Annotated in this window: 20 protein-coding genes, 1 tRNA gene and 1 pseudogene; 10 read left to right on the top strand and 12 right to left on the bottom strand. The window is 73.0% G+C overall.

Features of this window, described 5'->3' with window-relative positions:
* Nucleotides 1-72: 72 nt before the first annotated feature.
* Complete coding sequence (locus tag AB0F29_RS30595) at nucleotides 73-546, top strand: carboxymuconolactone decarboxylase family protein (RefSeq protein ID WP_361878731.1); 474 nt, start codon at nucleotides 73-75, stop codon at nucleotides 544-546.
* 27 nt (nucleotides 547-573) lie between these two features.
* On the opposite strand, the gene AB0F29_RS30600 is transcribed toward AB0F29_RS30595, so the two are convergent.
* Entirely contained in the window at nucleotides 574-1425 is an 852-nt protein-coding gene (locus AB0F29_RS30600; protein ID WP_361878734.1) for an NAD(P)H-binding protein, read from the bottom strand.
* Nucleotides 1426-1526: 101 nt separating this feature from the next.
* On the opposite strand from AB0F29_RS30600, the gene AB0F29_RS30605 reads away from it, so the two are divergent.
* Nucleotides 1527-2525 carry an AraC family transcriptional regulator gene (locus AB0F29_RS30605; protein ID WP_361878737.1) on the top strand — a complete coding sequence of 333 codons (999 nt, stop codon included), beginning with the start codon at nucleotides 1527-1529 and terminating at the stop codon, nucleotides 2523-2525.
* Between the two features lie 211 nt (nucleotides 2526-2736).
* Here the strand turns inward: AB0F29_RS30605 and AB0F29_RS30610 are convergent, their stop codons facing one another.
* From AB0F29_RS30610 to AB0F29_RS30620, 3 genes are all read right to left on the bottom strand, one after another.
* Nucleotides 2737-3219, bottom strand: coding sequence for a hypothetical protein (locus tag AB0F29_RS30610; protein WP_361878740.1), 483 nt, complete (start codon nucleotides 3217-3219; stop codon nucleotides 2737-2739).
* 71 nt (nucleotides 3220-3290) lie between these two features.
* On the bottom strand, nucleotides 3291-4157 hold the full coding sequence (locus tag AB0F29_RS30615; protein ID WP_361878743.1) for an NAD(P)H-binding protein: 867 nt from the start codon (nucleotides 4155-4157) through the stop codon (nucleotides 3291-3293).
* Between the two features lie 220 nt (nucleotides 4158-4377).
* A tRNA-Met gene (locus AB0F29_RS30620) sits at nucleotides 4378-4451 on the bottom strand.
* 203 nt (nucleotides 4452-4654) lie between these two features.
* On the opposite strand from AB0F29_RS30620, the gene AB0F29_RS30625 reads away from it, so the two are divergent.
* Both AB0F29_RS30625 and AB0F29_RS30630 read left to right on the top strand, forming a co-directional pair.
* Nucleotides 4655-6883, top strand: coding sequence for an acetate--CoA ligase family protein (locus tag AB0F29_RS30625; protein WP_361878746.1), 2229 nt, complete (start codon nucleotides 4655-4657; stop codon nucleotides 6881-6883).
* Nucleotides 6884-7080: 197 nt separating this feature from the next.
* The gene (locus tag AB0F29_RS30630) at nucleotides 7081-7857 is read left to right on the top strand and encodes an enoyl-CoA hydratase-related protein (protein WP_361878825.1); all 777 of its coding nucleotides are present in this window, start codon (nucleotides 7081-7083) and stop codon (nucleotides 7855-7857) included.
* Nucleotides 7858-7867: 10 nt separating this feature from the next.
* Here the strand turns inward: AB0F29_RS30630 and AB0F29_RS30635 are convergent, their stop codons facing one another.
* The 4 genes from AB0F29_RS30635 to AB0F29_RS30650 form a co-directional block, all read right to left on the bottom strand.
* Nucleotides 7868-9076, bottom strand: a complete 1209-nt coding sequence (locus AB0F29_RS30635; protein ID WP_361878749.1) for an FAD-dependent oxidoreductase — start codon at nucleotides 9074-9076, stop codon at nucleotides 7868-7870.
* On the bottom strand, nucleotides 9073-9264 hold the full coding sequence (locus tag AB0F29_RS30640; protein ID WP_361878752.1) for a ferredoxin: 192 nt from the start codon (nucleotides 9262-9264) through the stop codon (nucleotides 9073-9075). The genes AB0F29_RS30635 and AB0F29_RS30640 overlap by 4 nt, the downstream gene beginning before the upstream one ends.
* Before the next feature lie 42 nt (nucleotides 9265-9306).
* Entirely contained in the window at nucleotides 9307-10254 is a 948-nt protein-coding gene (locus AB0F29_RS30645) for a pyridoxamine 5'-phosphate oxidase family protein (RefSeq protein WP_361878755.1), read from the bottom strand.
* A gap of 99 nt (nucleotides 10255-10353) precedes the next feature.
* Entirely contained in the window at nucleotides 10354-10809 is a 456-nt protein-coding gene (locus AB0F29_RS30650) for a VOC family protein (RefSeq protein ID WP_361878758.1), read from the bottom strand.
* A gap of 160 nt (nucleotides 10810-10969) precedes the next feature.
* On the opposite strand from AB0F29_RS30650, the gene AB0F29_RS30655 reads away from it, so the two are divergent.
* Entirely contained in the window at nucleotides 10970-11554 is a 585-nt protein-coding gene (locus AB0F29_RS30655) for a CGNR zinc finger domain-containing protein (RefSeq protein ID WP_361878761.1), read from the top strand.
* A 53-nt stretch (nucleotides 11555-11607) separates the two neighbouring features.
* On the opposite strand, the gene AB0F29_RS30660 is transcribed toward AB0F29_RS30655, so the two are convergent.
* The gene (locus tag AB0F29_RS30660) at nucleotides 11608-12255 is read right to left on the bottom strand and encodes an ABATE domain-containing protein (protein ID WP_361878764.1); all 648 of its coding nucleotides are present in this window, start codon (nucleotides 12253-12255) and stop codon (nucleotides 11608-11610) included.
* A gap of 101 nt (nucleotides 12256-12356) precedes the next feature.
* Here AB0F29_RS30660 and AB0F29_RS30665 point away from each other — a divergent pair, with 101 nt between their 5' ends.
* Both AB0F29_RS30665 and AB0F29_RS30670 read left to right on the top strand, forming a co-directional pair.
* Nucleotides 12357-12893 (top strand): HPP family protein, encoded by a 537-nt coding sequence (locus AB0F29_RS30665; protein WP_361878767.1) that lies wholly within the window; start codon nucleotides 12357-12359, stop codon nucleotides 12891-12893.
* Between the two features lie 195 nt (nucleotides 12894-13088).
* On the top strand, nucleotides 13089-13700 hold the full coding sequence (locus AB0F29_RS30670; protein ID WP_361878828.1) for a flavin reductase family protein: 612 nt from the start codon (nucleotides 13089-13091) through the stop codon (nucleotides 13698-13700).
* 180 nt (nucleotides 13701-13880) lie between these two features.
* On the opposite strand, the gene AB0F29_RS30675 is transcribed toward AB0F29_RS30670, so the two are convergent.
* On the bottom strand, nucleotides 13881-14897 hold the full coding sequence (locus tag AB0F29_RS30675; protein WP_361878770.1) for a saccharopine dehydrogenase: 1017 nt from the start codon (nucleotides 14895-14897) through the stop codon (nucleotides 13881-13883).
* 79 nt (nucleotides 14898-14976) lie between these two features.
* Between AB0F29_RS30675 and AB0F29_RS30680 the strand changes: the two genes are divergently transcribed.
* Nucleotides 14977-15567: a TetR/AcrR family transcriptional regulator gene (locus AB0F29_RS30680; RefSeq protein ID WP_361878773.1), complete on the top strand. Its 591-nt coding sequence runs from the start codon at nucleotides 14977-14979 to the stop codon at nucleotides 15565-15567.
* A gap of 161 nt (nucleotides 15568-15728) precedes the next feature.
* Here the strand turns inward: AB0F29_RS30680 and AB0F29_RS30685 are convergent, their stop codons facing one another.
* Nucleotides 15729-17048, bottom strand: a complete 1320-nt coding sequence (locus AB0F29_RS30685) for an MFS transporter (protein ID WP_361878775.1) — start codon at nucleotides 17046-17048, stop codon at nucleotides 15729-15731.
* Between the two features lie 599 nt (nucleotides 17049-17647).
* Between AB0F29_RS30685 and AB0F29_RS30690 the strand changes: the two are divergent.
* Together AB0F29_RS30690 and AB0F29_RS30695 are read left to right on the top strand one after the other, a co-directional pair.
* Nucleotides 17648-17725 (top strand): annotated as a pseudogene (locus AB0F29_RS30690) (hypothetical protein); the annotation flags it as partial.
* A 256-nt stretch (nucleotides 17726-17981) separates the two neighbouring features.
* Nucleotides 17982-18206: a recombinase gene (locus AB0F29_RS30695; protein WP_361878778.1), complete on the top strand. Its 225-nt coding sequence runs from the start codon at nucleotides 17982-17984 to the stop codon at nucleotides 18204-18206.
* Nucleotides 18207-18265: 59 nt separating this feature from the next.
* Here AB0F29_RS30695 and AB0F29_RS30700 read toward each other — a convergent pair whose 3' ends face one another.
* Complete coding sequence (locus tag AB0F29_RS30700; protein ID WP_361878780.1) at nucleotides 18266-19006, bottom strand: methyltransferase domain-containing protein; 741 nt, start codon at nucleotides 19004-19006, stop codon at nucleotides 18266-18268.
* Nucleotides 19007-19073: the final 67 nt, after the last annotated feature.

Genomic DNA, 19073 nt, shown 5'->3' on the forward strand with positions numbered 1-19073 from the left:
CGGATGTCACATCCCCGGGGGCCTGTTCCGTCCTGTCTGTGAAGCCAGTGACGACAGCAGAGGGAGCACACCATGAACGCCCGAATCAACGCCTTCGCCAGCCCGGTCACGGGCAAGCTCGTGAAGCACCTGGTCTCGGCGGGCAAGATCGTCGAGGACACGACGCTGCCCGCCGTGACGCAGGAGCTGGTGAAGATCCGCGCGAGCCAGATCAACGGCTGCGGCGGCTGCCTGGACATGCACACCAAAGAAGCCGCGGCGGCCGGGGAGACCTCGCTGCGCCTGAACCTGATCGCCGCGTGGCGGGAGGCCACCGTCTTCACCGACGCCGAGCGCGCCGCGCTGGAGCTGACGGAGCAGGGCACCCGCATCGCGGACGCGGCGGGCGGGGTCCCGGACGACGTCTGGGCGAACGCCGCCAAGCACTACGACGAGGAGCAGCTCCTCGCTCTCGTCTCGCTGATCGCGCTGATCAACACCTTCAACCGGCTGAACGTCATGCTCCAGTACCCGGCCGGCGGCTACCAGGTGGGGCAGGTCGCGTAACGGGCCCGCGCACCGGGCGGACCGGGCCTACGCCCAGGCCCGCGTGGCCGCGATGCGCCGCGCCCACGGTTCCAGGTCGGCGGCCTCCCGGCCGAGCACCTGGCGGACGCCGTCGGTCACCTCGGCCGAGTGGCCCGCGCGGTGCAGGGCGAACATCGCGCCCAGGGAGTCGGCGGCGGCCTCCGGCCACCCCTGGGCGAGGAGTTCCGCGCGGTACGCCTCGGGACTCAGTTCCTCGTAGCGGACGGGGCGGCCGGTCGCGCGGGCGATGGTCTCCGCGGCCCCGGCGAAGGTGAGGGCGCGGGGGCCGGACAGTGTGTACGTGCGGCCCGCGTGGCCGTCCTCGGTGAGGACGGCCACCGCGACCGCCGCCACGTCGTCGGCGTCGACGAAGGGTTCGGGGACGTCCCCGATCGGCAGGCCGAGGCGGCCCTCGCGGAGCGGGGTCCGCCACAGGTCCTCGTCGAAGTTCTGGAAGAAGTTGTTGGGGCGCAGGAGGGTCCACTCGGCCCCGGACTCCCGGGCCGCGTCCTCCGCCGCCGCCATGCCCCGGCCGAAGCCCTCTCCCGCGTGCTCGATGCCGTGGCCGGACAGGACCACGAAGCGGCGGACCCCGGAGGCCTCGGCGCGGGTCACGAACTCCTTCACGGGGGACGGGTCGTCGGGGGCGACCAGATAGAGCGCCTCGGCCCCGGCGAGGGCGGGCTCCCAGGTGTCGGGGAGGGCCCAGTCGAACCGGACCTCACCGGAGCGGGAGGCGGGGCGAACCGTGGTGGTTCCGGTCGTGCGCAGCCGGTCCACGACCCGGCGGCCGGTCTTGCCGGTGCCGCCGAGGACGAGGATCCCGGACGGACCGCGGTGCGTGCTCTTCGTCGTCATGGGCCCAGTCCATCGCGGCGGACCCGGCGGGCCCATGGGCGTCCGTCCGCCGTGCATAGGTGAGCGTCCGGAGCACGGCCGGCTCTGCCTACAGTGGCGTCATGGACGTGTTCGACGAGCTGTTGCGGGGCGTGCGGGGCAGTGGCGCGGTGTTCGGCCGTTCGGTGCTGCGCGCGCCGTGGTCGGTGCGGTTCACCGACGGGGCGTATCTGACCCTGTGCCTGCCGATGCGGGGCGGGGGGTGGATCGTGCCGGAGGGCGGCGAGCCGCTGCGGGTGAGGGTCGGCGAAGCGGCGATCGTCCGCGGCCCGGCCCCGTTCGTCTTCACCGACGACCCGGCGGGCGGTACGGGGACGGGCCGCCGGGTCGGTGGCGTACGCGTACGCGCGGTGGGCAGGGGCGCGACCCAGGACAGCGCACCCGCACCGAAAGCCGGACCCGGACCTGGACCTGGACCCGAACCTGGATCCGAACTCGACTTCCCCACCGTGCTGTTGGCCGCCACCTACGACGTACGGGCCCAGGTGCCCCAGCGGCTCCTCCAGGCGCTCCCGCCCGCCCTCGTGGTGCCCGACGAGCAGGATTGCGCGCCGATGCGCGACTACCTGGAGGGGCAGATCGGCGGCGGGCGCCCGGGCGAACAGATCGTGCTCGACCGGCTGCTGGACTGGTTGCTGGTGTGCACGCTGCGCGACTGGTTCGACCGGCCTGAGGCGGATCCGCCGGGGTGGTACGGGGCGCTCGGCGACCAGGTGGCGGGGCCGGCCCTGCGGGCGATGCACGCGGACCCGTCGCATCCCTGGACGACTGCGGAGCTGGCGGTCCGGGCGGGGGTCTCCCGGACGACCCTGGCGAAGCGGTTCACCGAGCTGGTCGGGGAGGGGCCGGTGGCCTATCTGACCGCCTGGCGGATGACGCTCGCGGCCGACCTGCTGACCCGCCCGGAACTGACGGTGGCGGCCGTGGCCCGGCGGGTCGGCTACGCGGACGCGTTCGGCTTCAGCGCGGCGTTCAAGCGGCTGCGCGGCGAGAGCCCGACCGCGTTCCGGCGGGCGGCGGCGGCAGCCGACCCGGTGGGGACGGCCGCCCCGGCGGGGTGAGCCGCCCCACGGGCCGGCGGAGGCGGGGCGGCGGAGGCGGGGCGGCGGAGGCGGGGCGACGGAGGCGGGGCGACGGAGGCGGGGCGACGGAGGCGGGGCGACGGGCCGGCTTCCCGGGCCCGCCGCCTGCGGGAGGCGGGGTGGCGGGCCGCCTGCGGGAGGCGGGCCGGCCTCTACGGCGGAGTGCGTGGGCGGGGCGGGCCGGTTGCGCTCACGTCGCGCTGCTCCGGCTCCGGCGCCGTTCGCGACGGCGCTCCCTCCTCCGCACACGCGCCCGCTCCCGTCGCTCTTCCTGCGAGCGGCGCTCGCGCTCCCGACGCCTGACGTCGCGGACCGCGTCGCTGTTGTACCGGGCCAGCCACGGAACGAGGGCGCCGATCAGCACGAGGACGATCGCCACGACCCAGTGGCCGGCAGAGGTGCCCATGCCCAGGGCGACCGCGGCCCCCGGAACCGCTCCGGCCGGGTAGCTCAGGGTGCGGCGCCAGTCCCCGCGGTAGAGCCCCGCCTTGACCATGATGCCCAGCGGCCAGGGCGCGGCCATGATCGCGGTGAAGTACGTGCCGCCCCCTTCCGGGACACCGCAGCCCTTGGGGTCCCAGTCGCACCCCACGCTCACCAGCCCGGCCAGGCCCCAGCCGAACCACAGCACCAGCCCGGCCGTCAGAACGGTTCCCACCCACACGGCACGCATGTGCGAAGGATACGAACCGCCGGTCACCGGTACGTCCGAATCGGGGAACCGGCCCCCGGGCGCCGAAGGGCTCAGCCCCAGGCGCCCCGCGCCGCCGCCTCCCGGACGAACTCGGCGAAGTCACGCGGCTCCCGGCCGAGCGCCCGGCGCACCCCGTCCAGGACGGGCGCCTCCCCGCTCGTGATGATCGGGTACAGCGCGTCCGTCCAGAGTCCGGCCTCCACCTCCGGGAAGCCCTGGGCGACGAGCCCGGCCCGGAAGGCTGCCGTGTCGACGCGGACGTACGCGGCGCGCTTCCCGGTCTCCTTCGCGATCTCGTCCAGGACGTCGTCGATGCCGAGCGCGCGGGGGCCCGATAGTCCGTACTCCTGGCCCGCGTGACCGTCCTCGGTGAGCGCGGCGACGGCCACCTCCGCGATGTCGTCGGCATCCACGAACGCGGCCTTCCCGTCCCCGGTCGGCAGGGCCAGTTCGCCGCCGCGTACGCCGTCGAGGAAGACGCCCTCGCTGAAGTTCTGCGCGAACCAGCCGGGCCTAAGGATCGTCCAGGTCACGCCGGAGGCGCGTACGGCCCGTTCCCCCTCGCCGTGCGGGCCGCCGTCCTCGTAACCGGGGCCGAAGAAGCCGGGCTCGTCCGTGCCCCGCGCCGAGAGCAGCACCAGCCGCCGCACCCCGCTCGCGACGGCCTGTTCGACGAAGGCGGGTGTCGGGGAGGGGGAGGTGTCGAGCGGGGTGATGTACACGGCGGCGGCCCCGTCCAGGGCGGGCGCCCAGGTGGTGGGGTCCGCCCAGTCGAAGGGAGTGTCGCCGGACCGCGAGGCCGCCCGGGTCTCCACCCCCAGCTCACGGAGGCGGGCCACCACCCGGCGGCCGGTCTTGCCAGTGCCGCCGATCACGAGTACGGGTTGCGGCGCGGAGGTCGTGTCTGTGTGCGTCATGGCACCAGCCTCGCCCGGTGCGGCGGCCCCCGCCCATGGCTCAGTGACCGGAAAGGATGTCCGAGCGTCCGGCGGAAGCGGCACTTCGGCACTTCGGTGTTCCGGGGTTCCAGCACTCCGGCGGTCCGGTGCTCCAGCACTCCGGCGGTCCGGTGTCTCCACCGGGGAAACAGCCGAGGCCCGGATCCACAGGGATCCGGGCCTCGGTCGTGTTCTTCAGTAGCGGGGACAGGATTTGAACCTGCGACCTCTGGGTTATGAGCCCAGCGAGCTACCGAGCTGCTCCACCCCGCGTCGGTAAACACCACCCTACGCCACGGAATGCCTCTCCGTGACCACGAGAGGCTCCGCCCGCTCGACCGCCCGGCGCTCACGGGAGCCTTTGCCTGCACGCCCATTCCTGACGCAGCGTCAGTTCAGTAACCTGACAGTGTGTCAGCTAACCGGCCGGCCCCGCCTGTTCACCGGTGGGCCATCGAGCAGGAGTGGGCGGAACGATGCTTGGATCGACTCACGGCACCCTCACCACCGACTTCCGTGCCCGGGTGGTGGCCTGCGGCGAGGAGCCGCACGCCGCCGTCGTCAGCCTTCCGACGGCCTCGGCCCGGGGCGGCCTCGACGTCAGCGGGCGACCGCTGCACCTGACCGTGCCCGACCTGGACCGCTTCTTCCGGCCCCGGTCCGTGGCCGTCGTCGGCGCCTCGGACGCCGAGGGCCGCCCCAACACCGGCATCACCCGGCAGCTCATCGCCTGGGCCGACCGGGTCGGGGCCCGGCTGCACCCGGTGCACCCGACCCGCGCGGCCGTGTTCGGCCGGGACTGCTTCCCCTCGGTCGCCGACGTGCCCGAGCCGGTCGACCTCGCGGTCCTGCTGGTCGCTGACCCGCTCCCGGTGATCGAGGAGCTGGGCGAGGCCAAGGTGCCCTTCGCCGTCGCCTTCGCCTCCGGGTTCGCCGAGACCGGGGAGGCGGGCGCGGAGGCCCAGACCCGGCTGGCGGCGGCCGTGGAACGCTCCGGGCTGCGCCTGCTCGGGCCGAACACCAACCTGAACGCCTTCGAGAAGTTCCGGGAGGACCTGGAAGGCCCCGCCATCGCCCTGATCACCCAGTCCGGGCACCAGGGCCGCCCGCTCCACGCCCTCCAGGAGCTGGGCATCCGGCTCTCCCACTGGGCCCCCACGGGCAACGAGGCCGATCTGGAGACCGCCGACTTCCTCGCGTACTTCGCCCAGCTCCCCGAGGTCGGAGCCATCGCCTGTTACGTCGAGGGGCTCAGGGACGGCCGTTCCTTCCTGCTCGCCGCCGACCGGGCAGCCCGTGCCAAGGTCCCCGTCGTCGCCGTCAAGGTGGGTCGCACGGAGGCCGGGGCCAGGACCGCCGCCTCGCACACCGGCAAGCTGACCGGGGCGGACGACGTGGTGGACGCGGCGATGCGGCAGTTCGGGGTGATCCGGGTGGACGGTCTGGACGAACTCCAGGACACCGCGGCCCTGTTGGCCCGCGCCCGGCCGCCGCAGGCCGAGGGGGTCGCCGTGTACTCGATCTCCGGCGGCACCGGCGCGCACTTCGCGGACCTGGCGACGGCGGCGGGGCTCTCGCTGCCCGCTCTCTCCGCCGCCAAGCAGGACGAGCTGCACACCTGGATACCCGGCTACCTGAACGTCGCCAACCCCATCGACAACGGCGGCCACCCGGTCGGCGACTGGCGCGGCCGGAAGATCATCGACGCGATCCTCGCGGACCCGTCGGTCGGGGTGCTGATCTGCCCCATCACCGGCCCCTTCCCTCCGATGAGCGACCGGCTCGCCCAGGACCTGGCGGACGCGGCGGAGGCCACGGAGAAGCTGGTCTGCGTGGTCTGGGGCTCCCCCGTCGGCACCGAGGACGCCTACCGCACCACCCTGCTGGGCTCCTCCCGGCTCGCCACCTTCCGTACGGCTCGCAACTGCGTCACCGCGGTGAAGGCCTATCTGGACCACCACCGCTTCACCGACCGCTACAGCTCCCCCTTCGAGGACGCGCCGCGCACCCCGTCGCCCTCCTTCCGCAAGGCGCAGGGCCTGCTGCGGCCGGGACAGCAGCTCAGCGAGCACGCGGCGAAGCAGCTCCTGCGCGCGTACGGGATCCGGGTTCCGCGCGAGCAGCTGGTGACCAGCGCGGCGGCGGCGGTACGGGCGGCCGGCCCGGTCGGCTACCCGGTGGTGATGAAGGCCTCCGGGCCCCGGCTCGCCCACAAGACGGAGCTGGGCCTGGTGAAGGTCGGCCTCACGTCGGCCAGCCAGGTCCGCGACGCCTACCGCGAGCTGACCGACATCGCCCGGTACGAGTCCGTGGACCTGGACGGCATCCTGGTCTGCCAGATGATCGACCGGGGCGTCGAGATGATGGTCGGGGTGACCCACGACGCGCTCTTCGGCCCGACCGTCACGGTGGGGCTCGGCGGGGTCCTGGTGGAGGTGCTGCACGACGCGGCGGTCCGGGTGCCGCCGTTCGGCGAGCAGCAGGCCCGGGACATGCTCGGCGAGCTGCGCGGCCGGGCCCTGCTGGAGGGGGTACGCGGCGGGCCCCCCGTCGATGTGGACGCCCTCGTCGAAGTGGTGCTGCGGGTCCAGCGCATGGCCCTGGAGCTGGGCGACGACCTGACGGAGCTGGACATCAACCCGCTGGTGGTGCTGGGGCGCGGGCAGGGCGCGGTGGCCCTGGACGCGCTGGCGGTGTGCCGGTGAGCGGGGAGGCGGCGGAGGCCGCAGCCCAGAAGGCCGCACCCCCGCAGCCCGCTCGCCCGGACGGAACGGAGGCCGCACCCCCGCAGCCCGCCGGCCCGGACGGAACGGAGGCCGCCGGCCCGGACGGGACGAGGGCCGATGCCCAGGAACCCGCTCCTCCGCACAGGGCGGAGGCCGCCCCCCAGGACGCCGCCGTCCTGCACTCCCTCGACGGCGGCGTCTCCTGGATCACCCTCAACCGGCCGGAGGTCATGAACGCCGTCACCTGGGACCAACGGGAGCGGATCATCGCCCTGCTGGCCGAGGCCTCCGCCGACCCCGCCGTACGGGCCGTCGTGCTCACCGCCACCGGCCGCGGCTTCTGCGCGGGCGCCGACCTGCGCGGCGCCCCCGCAACGACAGGCGAACGGGTCCCCGGGGACGTCGCCCGGACGATCCGGCTCGGTGCGCAGCGGCTCGTCGCCGCCGTGCTGGACTGCGAGAAGCCGGTGATCGCCGCCGTCAACGGCACGGCGGCCGGGATCGGCGCGCATCTGGCGTTCGCGTGCGATCTGGTCCTGGCGGCCGACACGGCGAAGTTCGTCGAGGTCTTCGTACGCCGGGGGCTCGTCCCGGACGGCGGCGGCGCGTATCTGCTGCCCCGGCTGGTGGGACCGCAGCGCGCCAAGGAGCTGATGTTCTTCGGGGACACGCTGCCGGCGGTGGACGCGGAACGGCTGGGGCTGGTCAACCGCACGGTTCCGGCCGGGGAGTTGGAGTACCTGGCCAAGGAGTGGGCAGGCCGGCTGGCGGCCGGCCCCACCCGGGCCCTCGCTCTGACCAAGCAGTTGGTGAACGCCTCGCTGGACGGCGACCGGGCCGCGGCGTTCGGGGCGGAGGCCGCCGCCCAGGAGATCAACATGACCACGCGCGACGCCAACGAGGGCGTGGCGTCCTTCGTGGAGCGCCGGTCGCCGGAGTACCGCGGGCGCTAGCGGACAGCCCTCAGGGGGCGTATTCGGCCAAGGTCCGTCGGTAGGCGGCGAGTCGGGAGGTCCGGCCGATGGTCAGGGCGCCGATCAGCCGTCCGTCCCGGTGGTAGCTGACTTCCAGCCGCCGGGCGGCCCGGTCGCGTTCGTGGACCTTCACCGTGTCACCGAGCCCCGGGAGGCCCACCGAGCGGAGCCGGACGCCGTGGACGTCGGACCAGAAGGAAGGCACCTCGTCGAAGGCCGGGGCCGCCCCGCCGAGGAGCAACGTGCGCGCGGCGGCCGCGCCCTGTTCCACCGCGCCGGACCAGTGGCCGAGGGCAGGCGCGGCACCGTCCGCCAGGGGTTGCGGGACCAGGGCCACATCCCCCGCCGCGACCACGCCGGGCACGGCCGTACCGTCGGGGAACAGAGCCCGCAGCCGGGAGTCGGTGCGTACTCCGCCGGCCGCCTCGATGCCCGATCCGGCCAGCCATCCGGTGGCCGGGACCGCCCCCAGGGCCAGGACCGCGGCATCGGCCGCGACGCTCCGCCCGTCGGCCAGCCGGGCGCCCGAGAGGCCCCCGTCCGGGGCGGTCCGGAACGCGGCGACGGTGGTGCCGGTACGCAGATCGATGCCCGCCTCCCGGTGGAGCATCCCGACGAACTCGCCGGCCTCGGTGCCGACCGCGCGCTCCAGCGGTACAGGCCCGGCCTCCACGAGGGTGACGTCGAGCCCGAGCGCACGGCCCGCCGCGGCGACCTCGCCGCCGAGGAATCCGGCGCCGACGACGAGCAGCTTCCGCCCGGGGACGAGCGCGGCCCGCAGCGCCACCGCGTCGTCGCGGTCGCGCAGGGTGAACACCCCCTGGTCCGGGTCAGGTTCGCCGTCCACCGCACCGGCCCGGGCGGCGGCGCCGGTGGCGATCAGCAAACCGTCGTAGGGCAGGCGGGTGCCGTCGGCGAGGGTGACCGTCCTGCTGTACGGGTCGAGCCCGACCGCGGGCCGCCCCCGCAGCCAGCGGACCCGGAGGCTGTCGGGGGCCGGGAGCCCGGTGTCGACCGGGGAGGGGGCCGTCAGGAACTCCTTGGAGAGCGGCGGCCGGTCGTACGGGGCGTGCGGTTCGGCCCCGACGACTGTCAGCCCGCCGGTGAATCCCTCGGCCCGCAGGGTCGTGGCGGCCCGCAGTCCCGCCAGCGAGGCCCCGACGATCACCACGTCGCGCGGAGGACCGGCGGGGCTCACGGGGCGGTCACGGTGATGGCGCGGACCGGGCAGGACGCGGCGGCCTTCTCGACCCTGTCGCGCAGGGCCTCGTCCGGCGTCGACTCGTACTGGAGGTAGTCGTCGTCGTCGAACGAAAACGTCTCGGGGGCGGCGAAGACGCAATTGCCGTGGCTCGCGCAGACGTCCAGGTCCACGGTGATCTGCATGGTGACTCCGTCACGGGTAGGGCGCGGCGGCCGGGGTGGAGGTCAGCCGGCCGTCGGCGGGTTGAAGCGGGAGTAGGCGGGCGCGGACCAGCGCAACGGGGAGGCCGCCGCGACCTCCCGCACGGCGGTGATCTCGAACTCCACCAGCCGCTGGGCGCCGGGGTGGCCGGCCACTTCGTCCTCGTCCCACACCGTGCGGGCCGCGCCCGTCAGGTGAAGGGACGTGCCGGCCTCCCAGCCGGGCACGAAGAGGCCCGCGGCCGGGTTGAGTTCGAGGTTGCCCAGGGTCAGGAACATGGCGTTGCCGACGTAGTCGGGCCAGCGCAGCAGCCGGGGCGAGAGCACCTGGACGAAGCCGGGGTTGCCGCCCCGGTGCGAGGCGTCGGCGTCCCCGCGGTCGGAGGCGGTGGCGACGAAGAAGGTGTCGGCGGCTCGCAGGGTCCGCTGCTGCCCGGGGCTCAGCTCCGTGCTGTCGACGGCCCTGCGGAAGGCCTGGGCCTCCCCGTCCCCGGCCGGGCGATGGGCGCGCTTCTGGATGTACTTGGGGCAGTTGGCGATGACCTGGTCGAGCTGGACGCGCAGCCCGTCGCCGTCGCGGACGGCCCGGCCGTTCATCCGCATCCGGCGGCGGGTGGCCGGCTCGATGCCGAGCAGGCCGATCCGTACGGGCTCCTGGCCGGGGCCAGTTCCGGCTCCGGTTCCGGCTCCGGCCAGGACCGCCGCGAGCGGGTCCTCCGGCGGGGGCAGCGCGCCGATGGTGAGGGTGTGCGGCTCGGGAACGGCCAGGAATCCCGGCTCCCCGGTGAGCTGGGTCGCCCAGATCCGGCCCCGCTCGTCCGTGCCGCCCACCACCACGTGGGGCTGTTCGGCGAGGAAGGCCACCGCCACCTCGGGGATGGTGCTGCCGATGGCGCCCTGTGAGTGTCCGGCCTCGCTCGCGAGGCCGGCCCGCTCCTGCACGGTGATCTCACCGTGGTGGTAGCCGCCCATGACTCTGCCTTTCCGCCGGGGAAGAGGGGACGGTGCCGTGCCTGTCACCGGCGCCGTGGCCCGGTGCCGCGCAGCACCGGGCGAAACCGTGTGGCGCCGCTAGAAGAAGCCGCAGGTGGGTGCGCCCGGGGTCGGGGCGTCGGCCGGGTCGGCGCCGGTGGGCGCGTAGATCTCCAGGCGGATGCCGTCGGGGTCGGAGAAGAAGATGCCGCCCGAGTTCCCGCTCTCACCGTGCGGCACGACGCCGTCGTAGGTGAACTCGGCGCCCAGGGTGCGCAGGACCTCCTCAGTGGCCCGGACCTCCTCGACGGTGTCCACCTGGAAGGAGAGGTGGTGCAGGCCGGGCAGAGTCGTGGAGAAGGTGCCCTCGCTCTGCTGCCACAGCGCCACCAGGAGCCTGGGTCCGCGCCCGAGGAACGCCCAGCGGCGGTCCTCTTCCTTGCCCTCGGCCAGCACCTCGAAGTCGAAGACCTCGCGGTAGAAGGCGAGCGAACGGTCCAGATCGGTGACGTTGAGGCCGATGTGGCCGGTCTGCAGGTTCTTCGCCTTGCTCATGATCGGTCCCCATGCTTTCGGTCAGGGCTGCGAGGTGATCTCGTAACCTGTGAAAACGACTTTAAGGGTTAGGGATGGCTCGGTCAACCAGTGATCTTCGTTTGTCCGGTTACCATCGATGGACCATCCCCGACCGAGCGCGCGACGGAAGGACCCAGCCGTGCCGCACCCCACAAGGGCCGACCCCCGGCCGCTGACCGCTGAACCGCTCGCCCTCGATCTGCTCAACACCCGCTGGGGCGACGCGGAGGGCGAGCACGACCTGCTCGATTCCGAGACCGGCCTGGCCCTCTGGCTGTCCAGTACGCCGGTACGGGAGCAGCTGGCACCCCTCTCCACGACCGTCGACGGCGCCACCCTGGGCCGGCTGCTGGCGACCCGCACCGCGCTCGAAGCCCTGGTCGCGGCGGCCACCGAGCACAGGACGGCCACCCGCGGCGCCATGGCGGCGCTCAACGAGGTCCTCGCCCACGGCCGTATCCGCCGCGCCCTGGGTCCCGACGGGCTCCCGGAGTCGGTGGTGGAGGTGGACGACCCGTCCTGGGGCCCCTCCTGGTACGCCGCCGACAACTGGCTCCGTCTGGTGGCGGACCGGCCCGACCGCATCCGCCCGTGCGCGAACGACGCCTGCGTCCTGCACTTCTACGACGTCTCCAAGAACGGCACCCGCCGCTGGTGCTCGATGGCCGGCTGCGGCAACCGCGCGAAGGCCCAGCGCCACTACGCCCGCCGCACGGGCGCGTAACCGTTACGGCGCGGGCGAAGGGCCCCCAGGGCTGTCGCCCGGCCGGCCGCCCGTCACCCCGCTTCGTCGCCCTCGCGGGCACGCCTGCTGTGGCGCGCCACGCGCACGCGGTTCCCGCATCCCACGGTGCACCACTCGCGCCGGGCATGGGTCCTGACGAAGTAGAGGATGCACCCCGGAGCGGGGCAGGCCCTCAGCCGCTCCGCGCCTTCGCCCGCGAAGAGCTCGACAGCGGCGGCGGAGATCGCCCCGAGCGCCAGCCGCAACGGGTCCTCCACCGCCCGGCGGACGACGGCCCGGAACTCCGGTCCGGGAGCCAGCTCCCGCCAGTCGGCGGCCGTCCGCGCGTACGCGTTCACCACGGCCAGCGCTCCGGGGTCCGGGCCCTCACCCGAGGTCCGCGCCCCGGCCAGCGCCCGCAGGGCCCGGCGCAGCACCAGGAACTCCTGGTACTGCTCCGGGCCCGCGGGCGGCGCCGCTGCCAGCGCGTCGGCGACGCCGGGCGCGAAGCGGTGCCGTTCCGCGGCCAGCCAAACGTCCAGGGCCTCCGGCCCGGCGGCGAGCGCATCCCTGCGCCGCCCCCGCACACCCCCCTTGATGTAGGTGGTGTTGACCAGTTCCAGCGGGAGCGGCTCGCCGGTCAACGGCACCGCCACCGACCGCTCCCGCTCTTCCCGCTCCTCCGCGACGCCTTCAGCCATCCCCCCATCCTTTCTCGCGGAAAAGCCCCTGCAAAGCTAATGGATAATTCTATGCTTCAACCATTAGTCCATGTGATCACGCCGTCGCGAAAGGAACCCCTGTGCCCGACGCCCCCGCAACCACGCTCCCCGCTCCGCCGCGCTCTCCTTCCCTGCTGACCAGCAAGGCCCCGCCGCGCCCCTCCCTGCCCTCTGTCTCGGTCGCGACCCTCGGCGGGACGGTCGCCCTGACCCTGCTGGTCGCCATCGGTTACGCACTCGACCAGACGGTGCTCATCCCGCCGCTGGCCGCGAGTGCCGCGCTTGTCTTCGCCGCGCCCACACTGCCGCTGGCCCAGCCGCGCAATGTGATCGGCGGCCAGCTCGTCTCGGCCCTCGTGGGCTTCGCGGTTCTCGCCGTCGCGGGCAGTTCGATCTGGGCCTCGGCGGTCGCGGGCGGTCTCGCGATCGGCGCCATGGCCCTGGCCCGTACCGCGCACTCCCCCGCCGCGGCCACCGCCGTCATCGTCGTGGCGGCCCAGCCCTCGACGGCCCTCTTCCTCGCTCTGCTGCTGCTCGCCACGGTCGTGATCGCCGGCCTCGGCGTCCTCGCGGGCCGCAGCGGCAAGACCGCCCGCTACCCCACCTACTGGTGGTAGGGCCACCTCGACGACCAGCAGATACGCGCAGGCCGGCCCTCTGGTCCTGGACGAACCCCCGCCCGGCGCAGGACGTCACGGCGGAACTCGCGGCCCATCCGCTGCCGCACTTCCCCACCCCGGTCCGACCACCCGCACGACTTCACATCTGACGCGCCGTCAGTTCTAATGAAGGGTGTGATGGGACACGCAGGCATGGCCGCCACCGCCGTCCGGTACCTCAGGTCCGTCGGCGCCGCCACGACAGCCGCGCCGGGGGCACCGGGCGGGACGCCTCCCGAGGCGCTGCCCCGGCCGGACCTGAGAGCCGTCCGGGACGACGAGCGACTGCCCGTGGACCCCGACGAATTCCGGCGCGTACTGGGCCACTTCGCCAGCGGCGTCACCGTGATCACCGCGCGCGACGCGGACGGCCCGGCGGGCTTCGCCTGCCAGTCCTTCGCCTCGCTGTCGCTGGACCCGCCACTGGTGTCCTTCATGGTCGCCCGTACGTCGACGACCTGGCCGCGCATCGCCCGCGCCGGGGCGTTCTGCGTGAACATCCTCGGGGCGGAACAGGGCGCACTGTGCCGGGGGTTCGCGGTGAGCGGCGCCGACAAGTTCGCGGGGGTGACCCACGGGGCCGCCCCGGCCACCGGGTCTCCGCTGCTGGACTCCGTGCCCGCCTGGATCGACTGCCGCGTCCACGCCGTCCACACCGGCGGCGACCACCTCATCGTGGTCGGCCGGGTGGAGGCGCTGGGGGCGACGGACGAGGGTGAACCCCTCCTGTTCCACCGGGGGGCGTTCGGCCGGTTCAGCCGCTGAGCCCGGCCCTTCGGCGGGTTCAGCCGCGCAGCCCGCGCCCTCGGCCGGTTCGGCCGGTGAGCCCGGACTGTCGGCGGGTCCGGCCGCTGAGCCCGGACCTTCAGCGGGTTCAGCGCTGAGCCCGGCCCTTCGGCGGGTCCGGCCGGGAACGGCCCGCCACCGCCCGCTTCGGCCCTTCGGTCAGGTGGGGGGTGCGTCGACGAAGGTGGCGCCGATCTCCGCCAACCGCCCGGCCACGTAGACCGGGTCGAGCAGGGTCTCAGGGGTGCGGACGCCCGGCTGGGCCGCTTCGCCCCGCAGCCCGAGCTGCCGCTCGACACCGAGGGCGATGCCGAGTGCGGTCAGGGGACGCTGCCCCGCCGGATGGACGAGATAGCGGCTCGTCGTGAGCGGTGCACCCGTGGCATCTGCTCCTTCGAGGTCGATCCGGATCTCGATGGAAGCGGGGTCGCCACGGCGCCGGGCAGCGGATTCACCGACGGCCAGGTCGAAACGGACGTTCGGCGCGCCCGTCGCGAGGGCGAGGCTCGGTACGTCGAGGATGGCGATGCTCCGGCCGGGCAGGACGACGCCGTCGGCACTGCGCACCCCGGTCCGGACGTCGGGATCGTTGACCCAGGTGAAGACGCCGTCGCGGCGCACCGTTCCCGCCGTGGTGGCGGTGGACCACCGCTCCAGATCCGCGGCTCCCGCGGGACCGCCGGTGTCCAGCTCGTCCAGCACGGCGCCGATCCGGACGGTGTCGACCCGGCGAAACTCCCGGGCCAGCCCCAACGTCGCGAGGACGACGACGCCGGCGCAGAAGTGGCTGGCCACCAGGATCGACGAGGCACTTGCCCGCCGCGCACCCGCGACGACCTCCGGCGCGATCTCCACCAGACCGCTGGAGATGCTGAGGTAGGGCAACCCGTGTTCCTGCGCGTAATGCAGCCCGTTCAGGCGGTCGTCCCAGAGTGCGGCGACCACCGCCGAGTAGCGGTGGCCGTGCTCGGCCGGCAGGCCGAGATCGCCGCGCCGCAGGTCGATGGTCACCGCCGTGGCGGCGCCTAGCCCGTCGGCCACCCGCTGCGCGCGGTCGGCATCGCGCCCGGCGATCGTCAGCGGCAGCCCCGGATGCCACTGACGCAGGAGCGCGGCGGCCCCCGAGCCCGCCTGCCCCGAACCACCCAGGATCAGTACCGGTTTCAGCTGTTTCATCGTGGCCCCACTCCCCTTAAGCTACATTTTGTAGCCTACGTTTTGTAACATAGTCTGGAGGGCGACACAACGGAGGACCATGGCCACCACCTCGACCCGCCTGTCCAAGCAGGCCAGGCGGGAGCAGCTGCTGAACACCGCCGTGGCGATCGTGCGCGCCCAGGGCACCGACGGTCTGACTCTGGTCACCCTCGCCGAGGCGGCCGGGGTGAGCAGGCCGATCGTGTACGACCACTTCGGCACGCGCCCGGGCCTGTTGCTCGCGCTCTACCGACGCCTCGACGAACGTCACCGAGCCGCGATCGCCCAGGCGTTGCAGGAGGCCGAACCCACCGCGGACGAGGTCGCCCGCCTCATCAGCACCGCGTATTTCGCCTGCGCCACGGACATGCCGGAACTCGCCGCCGTCTCCGCCGCGCTGAAGGGAAATCCGGAGATGGAGGCGATCCAGCGCGAGATGCTCGACAGGTACACGGACCTGGTGGCCGCCGCCCTGCTGCAGCACTCCGGCATCACTCCCGAAGCCCTCCGGCTACGGTGCGTCGGCGTGCTGGGCGCGGCCGAGGCGATGGCCGCCGAGCTGAACCAGGGCCGGGCGTCCGCCGCCGACGCGGTCGCCACCCTGACCGACCTGATCATGGGCAGCCTCAACACCCGGTCCGGCCGCTGACCTCGACCGGGCACGAGCCGGGGCTCGCTCCGACCCACCTCGCCGTGATGCTCGCCGACGGGCGAGACCATCGCGGGCCCGGCCATGCCGCGTGACCGCCCCGGCGGAAGAACGGACAACGGCCGGATCTCGGCGAGCGCCGGACACGTCCTGGAAAGGAACTAGGTGTTCTGTCCCGCCGTCCGTCTGCGGATCACCAACGACATCAGCGCCGCCATCGCGCACAGCGCCCCCGCCGCGTACCAGACCACGTCGTAGCGGCCGAAGACATCCCGCGCGACCCCGCCGAGGAACGCCACCACCGCCGCGCCCACCTGGTGCGAGGCCAGCACCCAGCCGAAGACGATCGCGCTGTCGTCGCCGTACTGCTCGCGGCAGAGCGCCATCGTCGGCGGGACCGTGGCGACCCAGTCAAGACCGTAGAACACGATGAAGAAGATCATCGGCGGCTCGACCTCGGAGCCGATCAGCAGCGGCAGGAACAGCAGGGAGATCCCGCGCAGCGCGTAGTAGACGGCGAGCAGCCTGCGGGCGTCGAAGCGGTCGGTGAGCCAGCCGGAGAAGACCGTGCCGATGATGTCGAAGACCCCGATCACCGAGAGCAGCGAGGCCGCCACGACGATGGGCATGTGGTTGTCGTGGGCGAACGGGACGAAGTGGGTGCGGATCAGGCCGTTGGTGGAGGCCCCGCAGATCGCGAAGGCGCCCGCCAGCAGCCAGAACGGGCCGGTGCGGGCCGCGTCGACCAGCACGCGCACCGTCCGGCGCGCGGCACCCCGGACCGGCGCGGGCTTCGCCAGATACGTACCGCCGTACGGGGCGAGCCCCACGTCGGCCGGATGGTCGCGCATCAGGAGCCAGACGAACGGGACGACGACGAGGGCGGCCAGGGCGACGGTGACCGAGGCGGGCCGCCAGCCGTGTCTGTCGACGATCCAGGCGCAGAGCGGAAGGAAGACGAGCTGTCCGGAGGCCCCCGCCGCGGTGAGGATGCCGGTGACCAGACCCCGGCGGGCCACGAACCAGCGGTTGGTCACGGTCGCGGCGAAGGCCATCGCCATCGACCCGGTGCCGAGGCCGACGAGGAGGCCCCAGTAGATCATCAGCTGCCAGGAGGCGGTCATCCAGACGCTGGCGATCGCCCCGGCCGCCACCATGGTGAGCGCGATCGCCACGACCCGCCGGATGCCGTAGCGGTCCATGAGCGCGGCGGCGAACGGCGCGGTCAGCCCGTACAGCGCCATGTCGATGGAGACCGCGAGCCCGATCTCGCCCCGGGTCCAGCCGAACTCGCCGTGGAGCGGGTCGATGAGCAGCCCGGGCAGGGAGTTGAACGCCGCACCGCCGATGATCGTCACGAAGGTGACAGCGGCGACGAGCCACGCCCGGTGGACGCGGGGGCGGGAACGGGGGCGGCGACGCGCCTCGCGGGCCGGCCGCCGGTCGTCGTCCCGGGCGGCGTTCTCGATGGTCTCAGTCACGTGGACCAGCCTCGTGGCCTGCTCTCGTCGCCACGAGTGGCCTGGAGGACACGGTTCGCAGGAATCGGGCCACGGTCGGCTCCTCGCCGGCTGCTGTGCAACCCGCCCCGGCGCAACCGGGGCTGGTGCACCTGCCTCTGCTGGAGAAGTTCTTCGCCGCGGCTGACGCCTTCGACGTCCATCACATGCACGTCTCCGGGCGAAGTTCGACCTGACCGCCGCACTGACCACGGGTGGTATTGCGCTGGAAAACCTGACGCCGTCCGCACTGGTGCACTTCGGCATGGAGTCCAAGCGGCTCGGGGTGACCCACGGCAGCAAGGCGGGGGCGACCCGGTTCGCGGGCCTGGGCACCTGGCAGGTGCTGCACCGGATGGGCCACTTCCCGCCCGGCACCCCGCCGACGTTGCGGGCCTACGTCTATCGCGGCCAGCTCACCGTCACCCAGCTCGTCGACCGCTACCCCATCCAGCACCAGGACGTCCGCCAGTTGCTGATCGACTACCTGACCCGGCGCCGGGCCGGAACCGACTACACCACCCTCACGGCGCGCCCGCAGTTGCGAGGAGCTAGCCGAGGCCCACCGGGGCTGCGCCGACATGACCTTCACGCCGCACGACTTCCGACGGCTCTTCGCCACCGTGATCATCAATGGCGGCCTGCCCATCCACATCGGCGCCGCCCTGCTCGGCCACCTCGACCTCCAGACCCTCCAAGGCTATGTCGCGGTCTTCGCCGAGGACATCGTCACCAACTACCAGCGATTCCTGACCCACCGCCGATCCCTCCGACCGGAGATCGAATACCCCGAGGTCACACCCGGGGAGTGGGCCGACATCGAGGAGCACTTCGACAAACACAAGGTCGAACTCGGCAACTGCGCGCCCCTACGGCACCCCCTGCAACCACGAACACGCCTGTATCCGCAGCCCGATGCTCCGGGTCAACCCCAAGATGCAGCCCCGCCTCGCAGAGATCGAGAAGGACCTCCTCCTCCGCCGCAAACGGGCCCAAGAGGGGCACTGGCTCGGCGAGGTCGAAGGCATCGACTCGACCCTGACCTTCCTCCGCGCCAAACAGGCCGAAGCTGCCCGCCTCACCAAGAGACCCACCACCGACCTCGGCATCCCACGCCCACGCATCGAGGAGACCCCGTGATCCATATGACATCTCAACGACCGCAGACTCAGCAGTACACCAAGCCGGCAAGGCAGGAGCTACCTACGGCAGGCGATGGTGATGATTTCCCGGCTGTCATCAGTAATCGGCCCTCGTTCCCAGTCGCCGTACTGAGCGTCGATATCGAAGCCTGCCTCGACCAGAAACGCGTTGAGTGTCGCAACGTCGAGGAACCGCAAGCTCTCACTGAGTACACGGAGCACTGTGCCGTCCGGCTGCGCCACCGTCCCGCGGATCGTGACGATGTCGCCGACGACGGAGTCGACGTCGTGCCAGTAGCGCAGGGCACGGCCAGCCTCATCGACAAGGTCGACTACATCGTCCGGGTTCGAAGACGTCCATCCCTCCCAGGCCCTTGCCTGGGGGTGCCGAGTCTCGAAGGCGAAGCGACCACCGCGCCGCAGCCCCCCGTGGATGGCATTGAGCGAAGTCCGCAGGTCATCATCGGTGAGCAGGTTCTGGAAGGCGTGACCAGTCATCGTGGCCAGTTCGAAGCTCGCCCCATTCCCAGCGTCCGCTGCGGCGCCCTCGGTCCACTCCACGTCCGCCCGCAGCCGTGCCCGATCCAGCGCGGCGCAATCGGGGTCCAAGCCGACAAGCCGACCGCGATGACCATGCTCACGGGCGAGCTTCAGCATGGCGCCCGTTCCACAACCGACGTCGAGAACCGACTCCGCGGCCATGACCAACGGGAAGTAGAACCGGGCGTCGGACCGCCGGCCCGGGTTCCACGGGTTCAGCAAGTCGTACAGCGCAGCGACGTCAGCATCGGAGAACACCGGCGAAAGTTTCCGCCAACCCTCGCGCCTCAGCAACCGACTTACGCACGACCCACTCAGCGCCCTC

This window comes from Streptomyces sp. NPDC026589, from assembly GCF_040638385.1.
In the GTDB taxonomy this organism is placed as follows: domain Bacteria; phylum Actinomycetota; class Actinomycetes; order Streptomycetales; family Streptomycetaceae; genus Streptomyces.